At 49.9% G+C, this 19,017-nt stretch carries 19 protein-coding genes, 1 tRNA gene and 1 pseudogene; 16 read left to right on the plus strand and 5 right to left on the minus strand.

The window, feature by feature from the left end; translation table 11 throughout:
- Nucleotides 1-102 (plus strand): integrase core domain-containing protein (locus JG725_RS20765; protein WP_233356425.1); only part of this gene is annotated, 102 nt, incomplete at its 5' end.
- A gap of 115 nt (nucleotides 103-217) precedes the next feature.
- Here JG725_RS20765 and JG725_RS19670 read toward each other — a convergent pair.
- Nucleotides 218-1,912: a thiamine pyrophosphate-binding protein gene (locus JG725_RS19670; RefSeq protein ID WP_150437844.1), complete on the minus strand. Its 1,695-nt coding sequence runs from the start codon at nucleotides 1,910-1,912 to the stop codon at nucleotides 218-220.
- 524 nt (nucleotides 1,913-2,436) lie between these two features.
- On the opposite strand from JG725_RS19670, the gene JG725_RS19675 reads away from it, so the two are divergent.
- Genes JG725_RS19675 through JG725_RS19695 form a run of 5 tightly spaced genes read left to right on the plus strand, consistent with a single transcriptional unit; the run spans nucleotide 2,437 to nucleotide 6,988 of the window.
- Entirely contained in the window at nucleotides 2,437-2,844 is a 408-nt protein-coding gene (locus tag JG725_RS19675; RefSeq protein ID WP_112092787.1) for a TIGR03757 family integrating conjugative element protein, read from the plus strand.
- Nucleotides 2,841-3,824, plus strand: coding sequence for a TIGR03756 family integrating conjugative element protein (locus JG725_RS19680; RefSeq protein WP_150437843.1), 984 nt, complete (start codon nucleotides 2,841-2,843; stop codon nucleotides 3,822-3,824). Before JG725_RS19675 ends, JG725_RS19680 begins: the two co-directional genes overlap by 4 nt.
- Nucleotides 3,775-5,157 (plus strand): integrating conjugative element protein, encoded by a 1,383-nt coding sequence (locus tag JG725_RS19685; protein ID WP_150437842.1) that lies wholly within the window; start codon nucleotides 3,775-3,777, stop codon nucleotides 5,155-5,157. The genes JG725_RS19680 and JG725_RS19685 overlap by 50 nt, the downstream gene beginning before the upstream one ends.
- On the plus strand, nucleotides 5,157-5,483 hold the full coding sequence (locus tag JG725_RS19690) for a hypothetical protein (protein WP_112092790.1): 327 nt from the start codon (nucleotides 5,157-5,159) through the stop codon (nucleotides 5,481-5,483). The genes JG725_RS19685 and JG725_RS19690 overlap by 1 nt, the downstream gene beginning before the upstream one ends.
- Nucleotides 5,480-6,988 (plus strand): conjugal transfer protein TraG N-terminal domain-containing protein, encoded by a 1,509-nt coding sequence (locus JG725_RS19695; protein ID WP_172291750.1) that lies wholly within the window; start codon nucleotides 5,480-5,482, stop codon nucleotides 6,986-6,988. Before JG725_RS19690 ends, JG725_RS19695 begins: the two co-directional genes overlap by 4 nt.
- Here the strand turns inward: JG725_RS19695 and JG725_RS19700 are convergent, their stop codons facing one another.
- The gene (locus JG725_RS19700) at nucleotides 6,989-7,267 is read right to left on the minus strand and encodes a hypothetical protein (protein WP_150437839.1); all 279 of its coding nucleotides are present in this window, start codon (nucleotides 7,265-7,267) and stop codon (nucleotides 6,989-6,991) included.
- 75 nt (nucleotides 7,268-7,342) lie between these two features.
- Nucleotides 7,343-7,534 carry a YlcI/YnfO family protein gene (locus JG725_RS19705; protein ID WP_150437838.1) on the minus strand — a complete coding sequence of 64 codons (192 nt, stop codon included), beginning with the start codon at nucleotides 7,532-7,534 and terminating at the stop codon, nucleotides 7,343-7,345.
- Between the two features lie 293 nt (nucleotides 7,535-7,827).
- Between JG725_RS19705 and JG725_RS19710 the strand changes: the two genes are divergently transcribed.
- The 10 genes and pseudogenes from JG725_RS19710 to JG725_RS19755 all read left to right on the plus strand — a co-directional run.
- Nucleotides 7,828-8,028 (plus strand): hypothetical protein, encoded by a 201-nt coding sequence (locus tag JG725_RS19710; RefSeq protein ID WP_150437837.1) that lies wholly within the window; start codon nucleotides 7,828-7,830, stop codon nucleotides 8,026-8,028.
- 411 nt (nucleotides 8,029-8,439) lie between these two features.
- Nucleotides 8,440-8,925 (plus strand): RadC family protein, encoded by a 486-nt coding sequence (locus tag JG725_RS19715; protein ID WP_150437836.1) that lies wholly within the window; start codon nucleotides 8,440-8,442, stop codon nucleotides 8,923-8,925.
- A 323-nt stretch (nucleotides 8,926-9,248) separates the two neighbouring features.
- Complete coding sequence (locus JG725_RS19720) at nucleotides 9,249-9,881, plus strand: ParA family protein (RefSeq protein ID WP_199379562.1); 633 nt, start codon at nucleotides 9,249-9,251, stop codon at nucleotides 9,879-9,881.
- Nucleotides 9,882-9,961: 80 nt separating this feature from the next.
- Nucleotides 9,962-10,177, plus strand: coding sequence for a hypothetical protein (locus tag JG725_RS19725; RefSeq protein ID WP_121590240.1), 216 nt, complete (start codon nucleotides 9,962-9,964; stop codon nucleotides 10,175-10,177).
- Nucleotides 10,178-10,197: 20 nt separating this feature from the next.
- Nucleotides 10,198-12,036 (plus strand): MobH family relaxase, encoded by a 1,839-nt coding sequence (gene mobH, locus JG725_RS19730; protein ID WP_199379564.1) that lies wholly within the window; start codon nucleotides 10,198-10,200, stop codon nucleotides 12,034-12,036.
- 274 nt (nucleotides 12,037-12,310) lie between these two features.
- Nucleotides 12,311-13,381 carry a CBASS cGAMP-activated phospholipase gene (locus tag JG725_RS19735; protein ID WP_199379566.1) on the plus strand — a complete coding sequence of 357 codons (1,071 nt, stop codon included), beginning with the start codon at nucleotides 12,311-12,313 and terminating at the stop codon, nucleotides 13,379-13,381.
- A complete protein-coding gene (locus JG725_RS19740; protein ID WP_085690037.1) occupies nucleotides 13,381-14,679 on the plus strand; it encodes a cyclic GMP-AMP synthase DncV-like nucleotidyltransferase in 1,299 nt (432 codons plus the stop codon). The genes JG725_RS19735 and JG725_RS19740 overlap by 1 nt, the downstream gene beginning before the upstream one ends.
- On the plus strand, nucleotides 14,679-16,448 hold the full coding sequence (locus JG725_RS19745) for an E2/UBC family protein (RefSeq protein WP_085690035.1): 1,770 nt from the start codon (nucleotides 14,679-14,681) through the stop codon (nucleotides 16,446-16,448). The genes JG725_RS19740 and JG725_RS19745 overlap by 1 nt, the downstream gene beginning before the upstream one ends.
- Nucleotides 16,435-16,914, plus strand: coding sequence for a Mov34/MPN/PAD-1 family protein (locus tag JG725_RS19750; protein ID WP_085690033.1), 480 nt, complete (start codon nucleotides 16,435-16,437; stop codon nucleotides 16,912-16,914). Before JG725_RS19745 ends, JG725_RS19750 begins: the two co-directional genes overlap by 14 nt.
- A gap of 123 nt (nucleotides 16,915-17,037) precedes the next feature.
- Nucleotides 17,038-17,295 (plus strand): annotated as a pseudogene (locus tag JG725_RS19755) (transposase); the annotation flags it as partial.
- Nucleotides 17,296-17,390: 95 nt separating this feature from the next.
- On the opposite strand, the gene JG725_RS19760 reads toward JG725_RS19755, so the two are convergent.
- The gene (locus tag JG725_RS19760; protein ID WP_150437886.1) at nucleotides 17,391-18,602 is read right to left on the minus strand and encodes an integrase domain-containing protein; all 1,212 of its coding nucleotides are present in this window, start codon (nucleotides 18,600-18,602) and stop codon (nucleotides 17,391-17,393) included.
- 262 nt (nucleotides 18,603-18,864) lie between these two features.
- Nucleotides 18,865-18,941: transfer RNA gene (locus JG725_RS19765), tRNA-Asp, on the minus strand.
- Nucleotides 18,942-19,017: the final 76 nt, after the last annotated feature.

Below are 19,017 nucleotides of genomic sequence, written 5' to 3' on the forward strand. Positions count from 1 at the left end.
CGCTGGCGGGAAGAATATAACCATGACAGGACACATTCTTCATTAAATGATCTGACTCCGGCAGAATTTATCCGAAGTCACCAAAAAAGACAGATCCTCTAATTGATCCTGGGTCAGGATATGGGAGAGGTCAATTGATGCTCCACCTCTAATCGTGCGAGGCCCGTACTGGCGGGATGTTATGTCCTGCAAGTGTAGCGCTATTATGCGAAGCTATTTAGAGTGATTTAATTGTATTGATCCGATCAAGTAACGGCGGTTGCGCGTCTTTATCGATCAACACATCAATCACAGCGGGAACACCTTTCATGATCGCCGCACGCAGCGCGGTTTCCAACTCGTCCGCCTGTGCAACCCTGACGCCATCTGCGCCCAATGCGGTGGCGAACAACGAAAAATCAACTTGAGGAATAACACAGTCCAGCGGCGGGTTGCCTAACAAGCTCAATCCTTGTCGACACATGTTGTATTCACCGTCGTTCATTATCAGCCAAATAGCCGGTAATTGATAACGGACAGCCGTACTGATTTCATTATTCATCAGCATGGAACCATCACCGATAATACCGAGGGTCGTCTTTCCTGACGCACTCAGGCCAACGATCCCGCAAGCATAGTGGCCCATGGCACCCAGCGCGGTACAAATTCGATAGCGGTTCGGTTTTTGAAAATGTAAATATCGGTTTGCCCATACAAACGTATTTCCTGCTTCCGCAGCGATCAAGCAGTCATATTCTTCAATCGCTACCTTTTGAATAATCGCCATTACCTGCTGTGGATGAACGACTCCAACCTTAACCGATATCGGAGCGCATTGCTCAGGTTCCTGTCCTCTGCAGAACATCTGGGGATGATAATAATCGGCATTTTTTTTTACTTTATCGTATACCCCATGCAGGAAATGAGAAATTTCCGCCTCAATAATCACGGCGCTGGCGGGAAGGTTCTTATTAACATCCTCATTTCTCAGTCCAATATAATATATATTAGCATGGGTCATCTGATTTTGAATATATGAGGAACTGAGCTCCCCTAGTTTCGAACCCAATATAATAACTGTCTTCAATGATGAGTCGCTTAGCTTTTCCCTAAGTTTTTCGCCATTGGATCCTAACCCGGTGGTGCCAATGTAAAGCGCGTGATTTTCGGGGAATATGCCCTTCCCTCTTGGGGTCGACATTACTGGCGTATTCGTTACAACAGCAAGACGGGTTAATATTTCTGCGGAATGAAGGCAACCGAATCCATTCCATATAATGGCTCCATCTGTTGTAAGCGCATCCGCTATTTTTTGCTGTTGATTCTCAGCGCCATTGTCCTTTTTGTAAGAAATTAAAGTGTGAAGGATTCGCTTGCTATTTATTTTATTATTTTCTTTTAAAATTTCTTTTTGAATATTCGTCGGAATGAAAATGCCCAGAACATGACCATAAGATGTCGCAACATTATTGATGGCGGCTATTGCTTCCACTAATTTTTCTTGTCTGTCGACAAAGACAATGCTGTCAAAGAAACCACTGATGCCATCGCCTGCAAGGTCGTTGATATCTTGGCGGGTTGTTTGCTGCAATCCCCATTGACCATTGTGCTCCTCAATGGTGGTTGCAGAAATGAATATCACTTTAGCGCCATCCAACTTCGCCGCGCGCAATCCTGTCAAAGCATTGGTAATACCTGGTCCGGCCGTGGAAAATACGACAGAGGGAATATTGTTATATAAACTGTACTCAGAGGCGGAAAAAGCGGCTCCGCTTTCATGCCTGCAATGGATAACCTTGATGGATGAGTCCGATAGTGCTTCCCACAAAGGGACGATAAATCCGCCTGAAACGCCAAAAGCGGCGTCAACGCCTGCTTTTTTTACATTATCGACCAGTGTTTGTATGACCGTCAGCGGTTGTCCTTCGTTCATAAATCCCACCTATAAAAATATAAAGGTTTACCATCCTTTTATATGGCAGAGTTAAATGATTGACAATCAGAATACACTATTTTGATAAAATCGCCGCATGGATATAGATACATTGCTGGCTTCCCCCCCCCCCCCGATGAACTGCGCTCTCTGGCGTTAAAATTACTAGCAGGCCTTGAGCAAAAGACGCAGCGAAACCAGGAACAGGCAGACTACATTCAGCAGTTGGAAGAGGCACTAAAAAACGCCCGTCAGTGGCTCTTCGGTCGAAAAAGTGAAGCCTTTTAGGGAGAACAGCGCAGCCTGTTCGAAGAAATATCGAGGCTAATATCTCCGATAGGGACTTTTTATCTTAAAATATAACCCAACAATTACTTACAATTCAGTAAAATAATCCACCACACAAATCATTGATACGTTATATCTCTAAAAATCTCTCTCATTTCTATATTTAGTTGTTTACTGCCCCACAATCTGAATCCGATTAAATTTTCCTATCTAATTCATCAGACTGGGGAACAAAAATGCCATTCCGTTGTTTTTTAACGCTATTGATCACGCTTGCTACACAATCTACCGCCGCACAGGCCATCATTTACACTACGGGAAAGTGGCCGGTGATCAGCCCCCAACCCGACACAGTAGTGCAAATACTGGAAGATGTACAAAATCGGGAGCAGACGCTGTTCCCCAATCTGTACACCAGCCCGGAACAGGCTGAACGGCAGGCGCTGCTGCGGATGCAACAGCCAGACTGGCAGGAGAAGGAGGCACGGTTAACTCGCGCCTATCAGGCATTGATGGATGCATGGTCTCTGGGCATCTCCAAAGTTCCGGCAGTGGTGTTTGAAGATAAATACGTTGTCTACGGCACGACGGATATCGGGCTTGCGCGGCAAAAGCTGGAAGCCTGGCGGGAGCGGCAACCATGAAATTGCGCCGTTCCCTCTCATACGCCCTGCTGGCCGTGACGCTGCCCGCCGCCGCCATCACCACGCCGCAGATTGTAGCTTCCTCACTGTCGCCGGACTGCCTGCGATATCGGGTAGTGGGACTTTGCTATTGGCTATTATGCACGCCCTGGGGCTGTAGCGTAAAAGTCTCTATCAAGGTTAAACACAATCTGCCTGAGCTGGTGGTGTCGACGTACACCACACCCGGCGATAACCCGTGGCGGGAGATGGCCTTTATGGGGACTGCGGTCACTGGTGCCGAAGGCGGCGGCGACACCAACCCGCGTCCGGAAAACATCAAAACCAAAATTCGTTTCAAAAACGCCGACGCCATCGGCCACCCCGGCGGCGAGGTATTCAATCGTTTTCTGGGCGCATTCGGTTACAGTTGCAGCAGCGATGTCGTTCCCTTCCAGCCCTACTTTCTCAGTACCCTCGATACGCTGGCCTGGCGCGGCGCCGTGCCGGAAATGCTTTATCCCGAAGCGTTAACTCCCGGTCTGCGTGAAGTGGGACAGACCGGCGATTTATGGGGCAACGTCTACCCCCGCGCCGGCGCGTTGGGACAAACCCACGATCACAAAGCCGCGGCGGTCATGGCGCAACGCGCAGCGGATATCGTCACCCGTACCGGCCAGTTGCACGTCTATCTGCCGCTGACCGCCTCATCCCGTCCCGGTTACTGGCCGCCGTCCCCGGTGCAGGAAAACCGCTCCAACAATCACGGCTGGCAGATGCTCGTTCCCCAAACAAGCAACCAGTGCATCACCTTTCCCGACCGCAGCATCAACGACACCTACGCCGACAGGCTTGCCATTGATGGCAACTACTCCTGGACGCTCTGGCGTCCTTATTCCTGCTGCAAACGTCGCGGTCAGATATTTCTCGGCAGTACCGGAGGAGAATCCAATGAAACTGAAGTTCGCTCTGATCCCCCTATTGTCCTGCTTCCTCGGTGACATCGTGCTGGCAGCTGACGACAGCTATAGTCTGGAACAACGTGGCGCTATTGCGGACAGCCTTTATTACCAGATCGGCGGCGGGTCAGTGATCACTCCCGCCCTGACGCGCCGCAACACGCAGCTACTGAATATGCAACTGGGCTGGAATGCCGATCTGATGTGCGGAAATTTTGATATCAGCACTACGGTCAAAAACCAGCTTAACGGCGTCACAAGCGGGTTTCAGGATCTGATGGGGCAGGTTATCCAGAATGCCACAGGGGCCGTGGCCAGTCTGCCTGCGATGATCATCCAGCGAGCGAACCCTCAGCTTTATGATTTGCTTACCAACGGCATCCTACAGGGGCGGCTCGACTTTGATAAATCCATGCTCAGTTGCCGCAGGATGGCGGAGAAAATGACCGATTTTGCTTCCGGCTCGATATGGACGCAAAGTGCAAAGGCCGAAAATTACCAGACCGTCGCCGCCAGTGAAACCGATGCGGTACGCGCGGAGCAGCAGGCCAGTCGGGAAGCGGCTAAAAAAGGAAAAACCTGGGTGGGCGGGCAAAAACGAGGCGGCGCTGGGCAACGCCCCATCAAACTTATCGGCGATACCGTCAAAGCGGGCTACAACCTCCTGAATCAGCGTGACGTAACGGATACCAGCAGTGTCTCAGGCTCCTGGTGCAAAGGCGAGCTTTGTCAGGTCTGGGAAAAACCGGAAGAGGTCGCCGCATGGACAACGCGCGTTGTCGGTGAACAGACGATTAATGTCGCTCCCGATAATGATGCCGCCGGCAACAGCGAGAATAAAACCGGCGCGCAGGCGGGCGTGGGGCTTTCGCCGCTGATAGAAGAAGAGCAGGAGAAAATCGCGCAGGTGCTGGCCGAACTGGTTAACGGTTCGCTTCGGCCCACGCACGAGAATCTGTCCAAAGCCAGCGGCGGCAAGCTGTTGCTCACACGCGGCGTGATAGAGGCATTGAAAGACGATCCCGACGCCGTGGTGCTGGTACAGCGATTATCGGGAGAAATGGCGCTCGCCAGGGTAATGGAACAGGCGCTGATGGCCCGCCGCACCCTGCTGGCCGGGATGCGCGAGCCCAATATCGCCAGTGAAAAAGAAGCGCAGTCACAACTGGGACAGACCGCCCTGCAACTCGAGCAGGAACTGAACCAGTTACGCCTCGAAATGGAGATGCGCCGTGCGCTGGCGGATAACGCCAGCAGCGTCATTCTGGAACGTCAGTCCTATCGCAATCTGACGCAGGGCCGGACTATTGATACGCATGATGACATGGATAATCGCATCAACAAACTGAATACCCCGGAACAGGAGAGCCACTGATGACATTCTCCCGAACCGGTAAAATACTGCTGTATGTTGTGGCGCTGATACTGGTTGCCGCGCTGACGACCTGGCTGGGAATACAGCTAACCGGCAGTGGATCTGACTGGCGCCATTGGCTGTATCAGGCACGCTTCGGCCTGCTTTGCTGGCGTCTGGCGTTGTACCTCTGTCTGGCCGCCTCCTGGCTGTCGCTGCGCAGAACACTTCTACAACGTTATCCCGCCTGCCAGCGCTTGTCGCTGCGTACCGCCTTCCTGTTTTTTCTGCTGGTCGCTGCCGCAGAATACAGCAATCTGGTATACCTCCGGGGAGATGACGCATGACGGCCAATACCTATCTGGAATACTTCCTCACGCTGCTGGGGTGGCTCGCCAATAACGGCATCTGGTCGGTCATCACCGCGACCGGCCTGTTCGCCTTCCCGCTGCTGGCGAAGCTCATTGAAATCTGGCTAAAAGCCCGCAGTCAGGGGGCTGACGAGGGAAATCAGGGAGGACTGGCGTTAGCCTGGATGGAGCACACGGTCTACACCGCGCTGGTGGTCATCATGTTTGCCTGCGTCCCTCTGCTGGATGTCCATCTGTCCACTCTCCGCTATGATGCCTCTCGTATCTCGCAGTGTGGCCGCACCGTCGTGCAACCCTCTGATTCGGGTTACGCCTCGCTGACCAACGAACTGGGCGGCCAAACCGCGGCGGTTCCGGTATGGTGGTATTTTATTCATGCCGTATCCAAGGGCGTCACTAACGCCGCGGTCTCCACACTCCCCTGCTCTCCCGACCTGCGGCAGATCCGCTTCGAGGTACAGCATAGCCGCATCAGCGACCCGACGCTGGCGCAGGAGCTCCAGGATTTTGTGGAGGAGTGTTATGCGCCTTCCCGAGCCCGCCTGAAAAGACAAGAAGCCGGTCTGGCGCTGGATATCAGCGATGACGTGGCCTGGCTCGGCTCTTCTCACTTCCTGACGACGTCCGGCTACTACGATACCGATCACGCACGTTCGCCGCGAAGCCAATGGCCGTATGACAGCACCCGGGACGCCGGATTATTTGATGCAGGCACCGGCGGCTATCCCACCTGCAAGCAGTGGTGGCAGGACGGTAGCATCGGCCTGAAAGATCGCCTGCTGGCGCTGATTCAGCCTACCGTCTGGCAGCAGCTCAACGCGCTGGGGCAACCGAAAAGCGTTTACGAAGCGTCAGTGCTGCGTTCTCTGGTCAGTCAGCGAAACATGCAGGCATCACAAAGCGGCTCCGTTTATGGCGGATATGGCGGCAATGCCGGAATGATCTCGACCACACAAGCACTAACGAGACTAAGCAGTCTGACGGGTACCGCCGTGTCCAGTCTGGCGATGTTTCCAGCATTCGACAGCATGCGCCAGGCGCTACCGATGGTACAGGCCATTCTACAGATGGCGCTGGTGATCTGCCTTCCCATGGTCATTCTGTTCTCCGCCTATGCGCTGAAAACAGTGATCACACTGACGGCGGTACAGTTCGCCCTGTTCTTCGTCACCTTCTGGTGGGAGCTCGCCCGCTGGCTCGATAGCTGGCTGCTGATTGCGATGTACGACAGCAGTACCCATAGCAGCGTTTCGCTGAATACGCTGAATTACGGATTCCAGAACAGCAGCGACGACATCATCGTCAATATCGTGATGGGTGCCATGTTTCTGGTACTGCCGGCTTTCTGGATGGGGGCGCTGGGATGGGCGGGCATTGCGCTTGGAGGAGCCATAGAGGGTGCAATACGCCAGGGAACACATAATAGCCAGCAAGCCGGTGGTTCCAGCATGAGCGTACTAAAAAACGCTATACGAAAGTAACTATTCCGGCAATTTTACACCATTACAATAATAACCAGGCCCTTCGGGGCCATCACCGTGGTAGCCATTCAGATTTTTTCCATCGTCAAATGTGTCAGGCACAAACGCCAGAAAGTCCAGAATCAATTCGCCGACAGGTACAGCCTGATCCTGCGACTCCGACGCGGGCGATTGATCATGGCTCTGCTGCATTTGCTGCATGGCTTCCCGGCATTTATCTTCATTGGTCCATTCGTTATCCGGTGCGCTTTGCAGCCAGTTTTTGAGGCTGTTTTTCATGATTTCATTCCCTTATCCGTGTCCGCCAGCATGATGAAAGTTTACCACTTTGCACAAAAAACGCACAATATTTGTTCATTTTTGCTGGTTCTTGCGTCGTATCGCATCCAGTTTTCTGTGGCAGGCATCCAGTACCCAGGCGGAGAAATTGGCGTTAGGATTATCCGTTTTTTCCTGCTCTACGCTGGTATTGATTTCGTCGATAAGTTCATGAGGGAAACGAACCCCCTTTGTTGTAGAACGATTGTTTTTAAAACCTGTAGGCATACCGTTTTTCCTTTGTCGGTGAAGGAACACTATACAGAGGAAAAGAGTTTTTAAAAATATTGACGTGTATATGCACCTAGCGCTATGGTGTATATACACCAAGATACTTTATGGTGAATAGCGAAGCCCGGCAGTGCGCCAACACTAACCGGGCCTCTGACCACAACGTTATAGGAGTAACGCTATGGCTGATGCCCAGTCTACCCAAGCTCGTCTTAAATATCAGTACCTTTTACAACTTCTTCCCATTCTGCGAAAGGCTACTGCTCGCCTGTTGGCTCAGGAGGCGGACTATGTACGATGATACGCCACTGGAACTGGACGAACTGATCGATCAGTGCCGGGCGCTGGTTTATGCCGCTGTGAGAATTGAACGAGAGGGTGTTCGTGAGATCCTGCTGTTCATTTTGCAGGAACGGATTGAATGTCTACACAACACTTGCCAGAAGCAAATCAAAGAAGAACTGGCTGAAGCGAATGCAACTAACGGGTAGTCAACGCCAGATTGCCGTTTCCGGTCATCATTCATTTCAATAAAATCATAGCCTGTTTTTCGTCACCTATAACGAAAAAACAGGCTTTTTGCTTACATAAAACCAGAGAAGAACCATCTGCCGGGAAGTATGAATAGCGGCGACCAGGCCATTTTGCAGATGGCGCGAGTGAGTCCTAATACCCGAGCCCCCTTCTCCATCACAGTAACCCGTTAAAAAACATCATTTCAGATATCCAGTTTTCCGTATATCCACGCCACTCCGTAATCCACCATTCCCCCGGCAAGTCGCTGCTGTCGCAGCACCCGGTGAACGCCGTTCACGCCCCCGAATGCTCATACACCTGAAAACGAGCGACGCCTTACGCGCTGGTGCATGCCCTTCACATTATTCTGATATCGGAGAACCAATATGTCTGAATTAATCCAATATGGCCTTTTTTCGCCTACGGACAAAATGCTGATTGCCCGAGCTATCCAGGCAATCGAAAAACAATTTATCGGTGCATCTGAGAATACGCCGGTTTTTACCGACAACCAGATGGCGGTTGATTATCTGCGTTTACAACTGTGCGACCATGACCGGGAACATTTTATGGTGCTGTTTCTTAACTCTCAGAACAGGTTAATTGCCGCAGAGAAAGTCTTCAGCGGCAGTCTGGCGTCTGTGGAAGTTCATCCGCGAATTATTGCCCGCAAGGCGCTCATTCATAATTCCAGAAGCCTGATTCTGGCGCATAATCACCCTTCGGGTAATGCACTTCCCAGCCAGGCGGACAGGGTGCTCACCCGTAATATGGTGCAGTGCCTTTCCCTCTTCGACATTAACATTCTGGACCATATTATTATCACGCCCGGCGATGCGTATTATGCCTTTTCCCAACATGGTGAAATATAATCTGAAAGCACCCTTCAATGGAGGGTGCTTTTTAATTATGCATTCATGAAAAATGGATTTTGTTATTATCTTTGACGAACTAAAAAGGGAAAGGGCCAACGGCAAGGGATAAAGGTTTTTAAGGGTAACAGGCTTTACCGAAAGGGCCAGAGGCAAAAGGCTATTTCCCTGAACAGGAAATCCTGTTTTCATGCATTCAGTCTTTAATAAAACATGCTGGATCTGTTTTTAATTAATTACCGACCAATTAGTGATTTTCCGTCAGAGTTTCTCTTGCATTCATTCTTTTGGCTTTTCAGTATTTCATGAATTCAGGAGATCTTATGATCATCAGCTTTATCAGCCAGAAAGGTGGCGTCAGCCGTTCAACGCTCGCCCGCGCCACTGCCGTTGAACTCATTCACTCAGGCAAAAAAGTACATCTCGCCGATCTGGACAGCCAGCAGCAAACGTCCGCCAAATGGGCGGAGCGCCGCGACAACGCCGGTATTTCTCCCGCAGTGGAAACCGGCGTTTATCGCCGTCACGACGTGGCGCTAAAAGTCGCAAACAGTTATCAGTGCCTTATCATCGATACCCGTCCATTTGTCGATATCTCCTCTCTCGATATCGCCCGTCAGTCAAACCTCGTCGTGATCGCCACCGGCACCTCGCTGGATGACCTGGAACCCTCACTGCTGTTGGGCCATGAACTGGTGCACAGAGGCATTCCCCACAACCGGTTGTTTTATGTGGTCAGCAAAGCGCCCAGCCAGGCCGAAGGCCGTTCCGCCTGTCAGACCATCACCGCCTGGCAGTTTGCCTGCGCGCACACGTTCCTCACGTTTAAACCGGGTTACAGCATTGCACTGGATGCTGGACTGTCCATCACAGAAACGCCGTGGAAAACGTTGAACCGACGCGCAAAAAACGTGATCCACGAAATTTGTGGTCGTGCAGCCCGTCCCCAGCCTTAATTTCTTCCTGCCTGAAAACAGGAAAGAAGAAAAATCGGCATTCATGATTTCAGGCTCTTTCGGCATTCAGGACTTCCGATATGGCAAAAAAATCCGTACTCAAGTTGACGCCCCTTGCACCCCGTCCACTGGAGGTAACGAGCACCGAGCACCAGACCGACAATACAAAACCCATTCAGATCCGCATCGATCCCCTGATGCACCGGGAAATCAAGGCGTTTGCCGCCGAGCAGGGAAAAACCATCACGGCATTTTTACTGGAGTGCTACCAGTTTTACCGCCAGATGAACAAATAACATCATGACAGGTCACCATCATGAAAACCGGCATTCATGCAAAACTGAAATGGCTCACCAGCAAAAAGTCAATACCCGAACCGGCAACAGCCCCTGTCTATCAGGAAATCACTACCGGCTGGCTATATCCACAGAAAGCAGAAGCGCTGCTCGTCACCCCATTGCGCCGACAACTGATGAAAATCATCTGGCAGAGAACATCGTTACCCGTCGCATTATTCAAGGAACTGTATCAACGCCCGATTGCACGTTTTTCCGAACTGGTACAACAGTTCCCGGCCTCCGAATATCATCATCACTCGCATCCGGGAGGGTTGCTGGATCACACGCTGGAGGTCATGGCATTTGCGGCAAAGCTGCGCCAGCGCCATCTCCTTCCCGTTGGCGCGGCGCCGGAAGATCAGGCCCGAGAAGCCGAAGCCTGGACAGCGGGGATACTTTATGCCGCTCTGCTGCATGATATCGGAAAAATAGTAACGGATATTGAAGTCATGACCGACGATAACCAGCGCTGGTTGCCGTGGATGGGGCCGCTGGCGCAACCCTATCGCCTGAGATACCAAAAAAACCGCGATCACCGGCTCCACCCGGCGATCGGAAGCCTGCTGGCCCTACAGATCCTGCCGGTTTCGGCGCTCAACTGGCTGGCGCAGTACCGGGAACTCAACGAATCCTTCCTGTATTGTATCAGCGGCCATTATGACAACGCGGGTGTACTGGGTGAACTGGTACAGGAAGCGGATCGCGCATCAGTGGCACAGTTTATGGGGGGCAATGCCAGCCAGACGCTGACCCGCCCGGCATCCTCGCTGCCGGAACAACTCCTCTCTGCCCTGCGGGAACTGGTGAGAGCGGAACTCAAGCTAAGTAACCCAAGTTCAGGCTCCGATGGCTGGCTAACGGACGACGCGCTTTGGCTGATCAGCAAAACCACCGCCGACAGAGCGCGGGCGTGGTTGTTGCAACAGGGCGTAACCAGCGTACCTGAAAGCAATGTCCGGCTATTTGATGAAATGCAGGCGCATGGGCTGATTGTTCCCACGCAGGACGGTAAGGCGGTCTGGTCATGCACCGTCACCGCTGACAGCGGCTGGACGCCGGGCCGCCCACTAACATTGTTGCGCCTAGCGCCATCACGGATCTGGCCGAACTCAGAAGATCGACCCACGCCGTTTTCCGGAAAAGTGATACCAGGTAGTACGGCGACGACCATAGCCACTGAAAGAGGAAAAGCTGACAGCCAAACCGCTCCCGACATTACTGCACCTGAAAACGAACTCAGTGAGTTGGCTTTTTCTCTGTTTGCACCACCGGAACAGGAAATCGATAAACACATCCTGCCCGCATCGACAGATATAGTTGATGAATTACCGAAAGTTCAGCCCGGACAGGTAGAAGCAGAGACAGGCGGCAGGGAAAACGTCAGTCGGCAACCAGAGACGCCACGTCCCGTTGCCGTACCCGAAACCGCTCAGGTTACGGATACCGGTTTTATCGACTGGCTCAGGGAAGGCATACGAACCTATAAAATTGCGGTAAACGACACGCTGGCAAGGATCCATATGGTCGAAGGCAAAGCGTTTCTGGTCTCACCGGAAATCTTTAAGCTGTACGTCAAAACCACTACCGGCGCAACCGGCGATGAATGGAAACAGGTGCAGAAAGCATTCCAGAAACTGAAACTCCACCAGCGCGGCAACGATGGCATCAACATTTTCGTTTGCGAAGTGAAAGGTCCGCGTAAAACGCGTCGGGTGAAGGGGTATCTGCTAAACAGGCCGGAAGATATATTTGATGAAGCTGTGCCAGAGGATAATCCTTATTTGTCGGTTGTTACGGACATTCAAAGCGGTAGATGACTTTAACCATATAGCGCTATTATCAGACAGTCGGGTATGGTTAAGGGACATAAAGGAATACATACGACCCGCCCAGAGCGTTCCCCACGATATACCTTACGCGGAGATTAAACTGCGAATTTATTTTACTTACCCATGTTAATCCAGAAGTATAATTTACCTTCATGCTAAAAATTAGAGTTATTGACTTATTTTTAAAGCACTGGTTATTTGTACATTGAAAAGGAAAAAAACAGACACATTTATAAGCTATCTTTCCGAGAGGGAGTTAGCGATGTCTGACGTAAGTGCAGTGAATGATTACAACGTTCGGATACTTAGTCTGAATGGTGGTGGGGCTAGGGGGATGTTTACTATCAGTGTCCTTGCAGAGATTGAGAGGATACTTGCCAGTAAACACCCTAGCCAAGACATCAAAATTGGTGACTATTTTGATCTCATTACTGGAACATCAATAGGCGGTATATTGGCTCTCGGGCTTGCTACAGGCAAGAGTGCTCGCGATCTGGAACGAGCCTTCTTCGTTAAAGCGAATGACATTTTTCCAACCAGATGGTGGCTGACCAACCTGGTTAAGTCACTTGTTGCTCCTATTTACAGTAGCTTGCCCCTCCGGGAAACCGTTGAAGAAATGATAGGAGCTGAAACCACCTTTAATGACCTGACCCGGCGAGTGATGGTTCCGGCAGTAAACCTGTCAACAGGAAAGCCGCAGTTTTTCAAGACACCACATAACCCTGATTTCACCCGCGACGGGCCGCTAAAATTGATTGATGCCGCGCTCGCAACCTCCGCCGCACCAACGTACTTTGCCCCGCACTATTGCAAAGATCTCCGCGCGTATTTTGCTGATGGGGGTTTGGTTGCTAACAACCCTAGTTACATAGGACTTCTGGAAGTGTTCAGGGATATGAAGTCTGACTTTAATGTAGCCCACAAAGACATACACATACTCAATATCGGTACTGTCGGTGAAGAATACTCACTTAGTCCAAGGCTTCTGAGCAAAAAATGGTGGAGTGGATACTGCCACCTGTGGGGAGTGGGTAAACGACTGGTGCTTACAACCATGACGGCTAACCAGCATCTTCATAAAAATATGCTCCTGCGTGAGCTTACTCTCCATGACGCGTTCGATAACTATATCTACTTGGATGAAGTTATCCCCAATGAAGCAGCCAGTGATATCACTCTGGATAATGCCACGAAGAGTTCCCTGGAAAATCTAAGCGCAAGGGGAACACAACTCGCTAATGTGCAGTTCGCTCAGAATCAGAAGCTTAAGAACTTTTTCACTACACCTGCAAAACCCTTTAGGCGCACAATCGCGCAGGAGATACTCTGATGCGTTGGGATTTTAACAATTACTACAGCCACAATGTGGATGGCTTAATCAGTAAACTCAAACTGGGAAAGACTGAATCCGATAAACTGAAAGCGCTTCGCCAGAAAGTCCGTGAGAGAACGAGAGATGTATTTAAGGAAGCCCGGGAAGTCGCTACTGACGTCAGAAGGCAAACATTGACACTTGAGAGCGTCAGGTTAAAACTGGAGCAAACGAATGTTCGCTACCTCTCGCCCTCAGACCGTGCTGATCTTGCACGGCTCATTTTTGAAATGGAAGATGAAGCACGAGATGATTTCATCAAATTTCAGCCTCGTTTCTGGACTCAGGGAAGCTTTCAGTACGATACGTTAAACAGGCCTTTTCATCCGGGGCAGGAAATGGATATAGATGATGGTACCTATATGCCCATGACCGTATTTGAATCCGAACCTAGCATTGGCCACACTCTGCTACTTCTACTCGTAGATACTTCACTGAAATCGTTAGAAGCTGAAAACGATGGATGGAGATTTGAAGAAAAGAATACATGTGGCCGCATTAAAATTCCTCATGAGAAAACACACATTGATGTGCCTATGTATGCGATCCCGAAAGAGCAATTTCAGACCAAACAAACCGCAGCAGATTCTGCACACGTCATAAAGGCAAATTCGATGTTTGAGTCTGTAGCTATGAATAGGGATTTGCGCGAGGCATATGTCGTTGAGTCCGACAAAGTCAATTTAGCACTACGTGATGGGGTAAAAAGGTGGTCGATAAGCGACCCAAAAATTGTTGAAGACTGGTTTAACGACAGTTGCAAGCGCATCGGAGGGCACCTTCGTTCAATTTGCCGCTTTATGAAAGCCTGGAGAGATGCTCAATGGGAAGTTGGAGGCCCTTCATCAATCAGTCTGATGACTGCCGTGGTAAACATCCTCGACAGAGAGGATCATAATGGTTCCGACCTCACCGAGACGATGAAACTCGTTGCCAGACTACTGCCTGATGAATTCTGTAGTGGTCTGGAAAGTCCCGACGATACTGATGACAAGTTACTGTTCCCGGCTGAATGCGATCATAATGTACACCAGAGAACCATCGTTGAAACTATGAGAAGCTTACAGGGTATTTTACTTGATGCTGAGAGCTCAGGCAGCAGAGAAGATGCGCTACATAAAATGAATGAAGCATTTGGGAAACGAGTAACTAATGCTTCGTTAATCACATCAATTGCTGCGGCTCCGGCATTTCACAATTTGCCATCTAAAGAGCCTGCACCCGTGAAAATCAACAAAACGATGGTAAGTGGCTGATGGAGGAAGGGCTACTTCATAAAGTGATGACAGGTTGCGGGTATCGCTATACACGTGCTCGCAATCTGCCTGAGAAGGCTATTCTGCACAGCCAGGATCGTCGGAAAGGCTTTTATACGAAAGAATACGAGACTATCGCAGGTAACTTTAATATTGCTCTTGTGATCCACTCTGACCCATTTACTGAACTACCGATAGCTTGCATTTTTGAACTCCCTGAGCAATTCAGAGACCGTCTTATGCCCCATGTCAGTCTTGAAGGGATCCTATGTTATGTAGAACAAATGGAGGCGGACTGGGATTCCAACGACCTAGAAGGAACATATAGAGAAGTTGATACACAGATACACAGAACTCTAGTTAACTCGGTATTAGCAGCTATAGAAGGGCAGAATGATAAGAGAGAACTGGAAGGCGAATTTACCACATACTGGCGACCCAGTGAGAGCCTGTTTATTCTGTCAAACGCAAGCCGGGAGACAAAACTTAAAACTCGTTTGTCGAAATCATTAACGCCTGATGGTACCCCCAGACTGGAGTATATAACGGTTGAGGAATCGTCACCGGAGGACTCGGAAAGTGTTATTACAAAATGGCTTAAGCAAAGGTATCTCCACCTGAGCTCGTTAAAAGAATACCTTATCAATACGCACTACATTTCTGTAAACCCCTGCCGCCTTGCCGGGATGAAATGGCCACCGGCTTCATTTCGGGACTTATTGGATTGGCTTGAAAAGGCGGATCGCAATGCCAGAGATAGAGTCATTGAACACATCAAAGCGGAAGGCAAGAAAAGGTACATTTTTCTCTTTGATATTTTCAACCAGGATATCTTTGCTATTTATGTTGAGTTCAACACAAAGTCTATTGATTTCAGGAGACATAAGAGATCAGCCAAAAACTCAACCGCCAAATTAGCTACAATGTTGGGTGGCAAAAGCGTTTGTACAGCGTATCAAAGACTGGAGGTTATTCGTGCGGATATTGCGACATTACTTAGCCGAAATTCCCGGCGAGAAGGGGCAGCAAATCTATCAGAAAAGTGTATAGCTCTGGTCGGCTGTGGAACAATTGGTGGGTATCTTGCGGAATTATTACTCCGGAACGGGGCTGGATGCGGTAAAGGTTTCCTGCACCTCTATGATGATGATTTATATAAACCAAGTAATTTTGGTCGCCATCCCTTATCGTCACATGATTTTGGGTGGCCCAAATCCCTTTCACTTGCAACAAGACTCCAGGACTCCGTGCATTTACAGACGAAGGTTGTCGGATTTATAAAACAATTCACTATCAGTACTGATGTAATGCAGAAATACGACATTATTATTGATGCAACAGGCCGTCCTCCGGTATCCAAGCGTATGGCTGCGATAGTAAGAGAGATTCCCCCAGAGCAAAGACCAATAGTTATTCACGCATTTAATGATGGTAACGGACGAGCATCAAAAGTTTTAATCGATGACGGTCGAAGCTGCTATGTGTGTATGGTTTCTAATCCCGCAAAATACCGCAACGAGATCGATTCACGATTTTACAATCTCGATATATCAAGTGAAAAAAGCAAAAGCTGTGGTAGCACTTACACACCTTATGATGCGGCGGTGAGTAGTATAACTGCATCTTTAGCTCAACTGGCGGTGTTGAGTATTCTCGAACCCGAGCTGAAGTGGACTTATAGTGAACATATGCTTGAGGGTGGACGTTCGCTCAAACCTCAATTTTTGCCACGCCAGCCTAACTGCCCTATATGTAATGAACATAAATGAATTGGTATTCATCGATGATTTTAACAATCATGTCGTTATCATGAGTGAGGTCGTGCAACGGCTCAATTCATATCGTCAAATGCATTATGCTAGTACCGAGGCTGGAGGGACCCTGATAGGAGAACGCCGGGGGCAACACATTGTCATCACTAACATTTCGGAGCCCGGTTCTGGTGATATCAGGTCACGTAATCAGGTAGATAGAAAAGGTGTTCACCATCAGCAAAAAATTGACGAATTATTTCAACAATCAGACGGCTTCCTTGTTTATTTGGGCGAATGGCATACACATCCCGAAGATTTTCCGCAACCATCGTATACAGACATAAAATCTTGGCTGACCGGGCTAAAAGTAACTGAACCAATGGTCATGCTTATTGTGGGCAGAAAAAGAGTATGGGGAGGTAAAAAATATTGTAATGACATAAAAATTTTAAAAGAGAAAATAAGTAATAGCCAGGATTAATGGCCCATATGTATTAGCTATATTAGCTCATAGCTGCTCTGAGATATTAGCCGCCATTAACTACTGGATATTTTGTGGATACTGTCCTGTCAGATATTTCAAGTTCGGAACGGCGGCGCTGACCTGTCAACGCTGTACGGTTATCCGTCTGATATCCGCAAGGCGATTTACACCACCAACGCTATTGAGTCGCTGAATAGCGTAATCCGGCATGCGATTAAAAAACGTAAGGTGTTCCCATCAGACGACTCGGTAAAGAAGGTGATATGGCTGGCGATAGAGACGGCGTCAAAGAAATGGACAATGCCGCTGAGGGACTGGCGGTTGGCCATGAGCCGCTTTATTATCGAGTTCGGTGATCGTGCGAGCGATCACCTTTAAATGAGATGGCGATTAAACAGAATCGTGGACAGGCTCCAAAAATGAAAAAGACGATCCGTTTTCCACAGCGGATCGCCCTCACTGGATAAATTCTGCTACAGCATTACTGCGCGTGCCGATTCATTAACTTTTCGCCCCCACCACTCCATAACCTCAACACGCTGCGAGAGATATGTGGAGCGGTTATAAGCGGCCCGCGTCTGATTGGTATCGACATGCGCCAACACAGCTTCAATCACATCCGGTGAAAATCCGGCTTCATTCATGGCCGTACTGCCCAAGGCCCGAAAACCGTGCGATACCAGTTCTCCCCCCAGTCCCATGCGATGTAAAGCCTTATTGACCGTTTCACTGTTCATCGGCTTGCTACGCTTCCCTCTGCCGGGAAAAACGAATGCCGAGTGCCCGCTAAACGGTTTAAGCCGCTCTAGTAGCACCATCGCTTGCGGTGACAGCGGTACTTGATGTTCACGGCGCTTCTTCATACGCTCTGGCGGAATGGTCCAGAGTTTTTTTTCCATGTCGATTTCACGCCACATAGCCCCGGCCGCCTCGCCGGGACGAACCAATGTCAAAAGTTGCCATTTCAGCAGATAGCGCGTCATCAGGCCCAGATTGGTCGTTTCAATGCGCTGCATTAGTTCCGGCAAACGTTCGGGACGAATGGTTGCCATATGCTGTTTCTTCGGCTTCTCAAACACCTTACCAATCGTGGATGCCGGGTTGGCATCAAGAAGCCCGGAATTGACCGCGAATACCATGATTTCATTGATACGCTGCGTCAGACGGCGCAGGGTTTCCAGCGCACCACGTACCCGTACCGGTTCAAGCGCGGCGATCAGTGTGTGCGCTTTCAAGTCAGCCACAGCTATCTGTCCAATTACCGGAAAAACGTCACGCTCCAGTGAACGCCAAATATCGCCGGCATGAACCTCGGAAATACCGCTGTTTTTTTTAATGGCAAACCACCTCGTTGCCACATTAACGAACAGGCTGTCTTTGGCTCTTTTTTCCTGCTCAGCCTCGTCCTGTTCCTGTTTTTTGGGGTCGATACCTTTGATCAAAAGCGAGATATATTCATCATGAAGGCTACGCGCGGCCGCCAGCGTCATGGAGGGATAATGGCCCAGCGTGATATTGGTACGCGTTGAGGAATTTGGTCGCTGGTAACGAAAACGCCAGATTTTCTTGCCCGTAGTCCTGATGGAAAGTGTCAGACCATGACCATCAGGCAGTTCATAATCTTTAGCGGCGGGTTTTGCTTTTTGTACTGTGACAGCAGAAAGCAGGCGGTGTGTTGCGGTCATCGTTCACTCCTTAGTTGTCGTTAAAAAACCAAACGACGGGAATGGTGTAATGTCCTGTATCCGCAACCCTTTCTCAGCCACAAAACCAAAATGGCCTACGAAATTTCTCTTTCCTATGCGTAGGCCATTTTGTGGGCCATTTCGCGCCGGATACCCCGATATGCAGAGGGTATCATAGAGACGAAAAAAAACCGTATGCCTTTGACAGCGATACGGTTTTCATTCATCCAGAGATGTATAGGAACATCCCGGAATAGATAAGTGGCGGAACGGACGGGACTCGAACCCGCGACCCCCTGCGTGACAGGCAGGTATTCTAACCAACTGAACTACCGCTCCACTCGCGCTCATTGAGCGCGGGTTGAATACTAAGATGGCAGTGCTATTACGTCAATGGTTTTATAACTAAGCGCTT

This window comes from Brenneria sp. L3-3C-1, assembly GCF_016456245.1.
In the GTDB taxonomy this organism is placed as follows: domain Bacteria; phylum Pseudomonadota; class Gammaproteobacteria; order Enterobacterales; family Enterobacteriaceae; genus Brenneria.

Bases quoted from the DNA above. Each gene is read 5' to 3' on its own strand.
- JG725_RS19745 (WP_085690035.1), top strand. From the start codon at position 14,679: ATGGAGGAAGGGCTACTTCATAAAGTGATGACAGGTTGCGGGTATCGC.
- JG725_RS19720 (WP_199379562.1), top strand. From the start codon at position 9,249: ATGATCATCAGCTTTATCAGCCAGAAAGGTGGCGTCAGCCGTTCAACG.
- JG725_RS19675 (WP_112092787.1), top strand. From the start codon at position 2,437: ATGCCATTCCGTTGTTTTTTAACGCTATTGATCACGCTTGCTACACAA.
- JG725_RS19695 (WP_172291750.1), top strand. From the start codon at position 5,480: ATGACGGCCAATACCTATCTGGAATACTTCCTCACGCTGCTGGGGTGG.
- JG725_RS19680 (WP_150437843.1), top strand. From the start codon at position 2,841: ATGAAATTGCGCCGTTCCCTCTCATACGCCCTGCTGGCCGTGACGCTG.
- JG725_RS19685 (WP_150437842.1), top strand. From the start codon at position 3,775: ATGAAACTGAAGTTCGCTCTGATCCCCCTATTGTCCTGCTTCCTCGGT.
- JG725_RS19760 (WP_150437886.1), bottom strand. From the start codon at position 18,602: ATGACCGCAACACACCGCCTGCTTTCTGCTGTCACAGTACAAAAAGCA.
- mobH (WP_199379564.1), top strand. From the start codon at position 10,198: ATGAAAACCGGCATTCATGCAAAACTGAAATGGCTCACCAGCAAAAAG.
- JG725_RS19705 (WP_150437838.1), bottom strand. From the start codon at position 7,534: ATGCCTACAGGTTTTAAAAACAATCGTTCTACAACAAAGGGGGTTCGT.
- JG725_RS19735 (WP_199379566.1), top strand. From the start codon at position 12,311: ATGTCTGACGTAAGTGCAGTGAATGATTACAACGTTCGGATACTTAGT.
- JG725_RS19690 (WP_112092790.1), top strand. From the start codon at position 5,157: ATGACATTCTCCCGAACCGGTAAAATACTGCTGTATGTTGTGGCGCTG.
- JG725_RS19670 (WP_150437844.1), bottom strand. From the start codon at position 1,912: ATGAACGAAGGACAACCGCTGACGGTCATACAAACACTGGTCGATAAT.
- JG725_RS19700 (WP_150437839.1), bottom strand. From the start codon at position 7,267: ATGAAAAACAGCCTCAAAAACTGGCTGCAAAGCGCACCGGATAACGAA.
- JG725_RS19740 (WP_085690037.1), top strand. From the start codon at position 13,381: ATGCGTTGGGATTTTAACAATTACTACAGCCACAATGTGGATGGCTTA.
- JG725_RS19710 (WP_150437837.1), top strand. From the start codon at position 7,828: ATGTACGATGATACGCCACTGGAACTGGACGAACTGATCGATCAGTGC.
- JG725_RS19715 (WP_150437836.1), top strand. From the start codon at position 8,440: ATGTCTGAATTAATCCAATATGGCCTTTTTTCGCCTACGGACAAAATG.
- JG725_RS19725 (WP_121590240.1), top strand. From the start codon at position 9,962: ATGGCAAAAAAATCCGTACTCAAGTTGACGCCCCTTGCACCCCGTCCA.
- JG725_RS19750 (WP_085690033.1), top strand. From the start codon at position 16,435: ATGAACATAAATGAATTGGTATTCATCGATGATTTTAACAATCATGTC.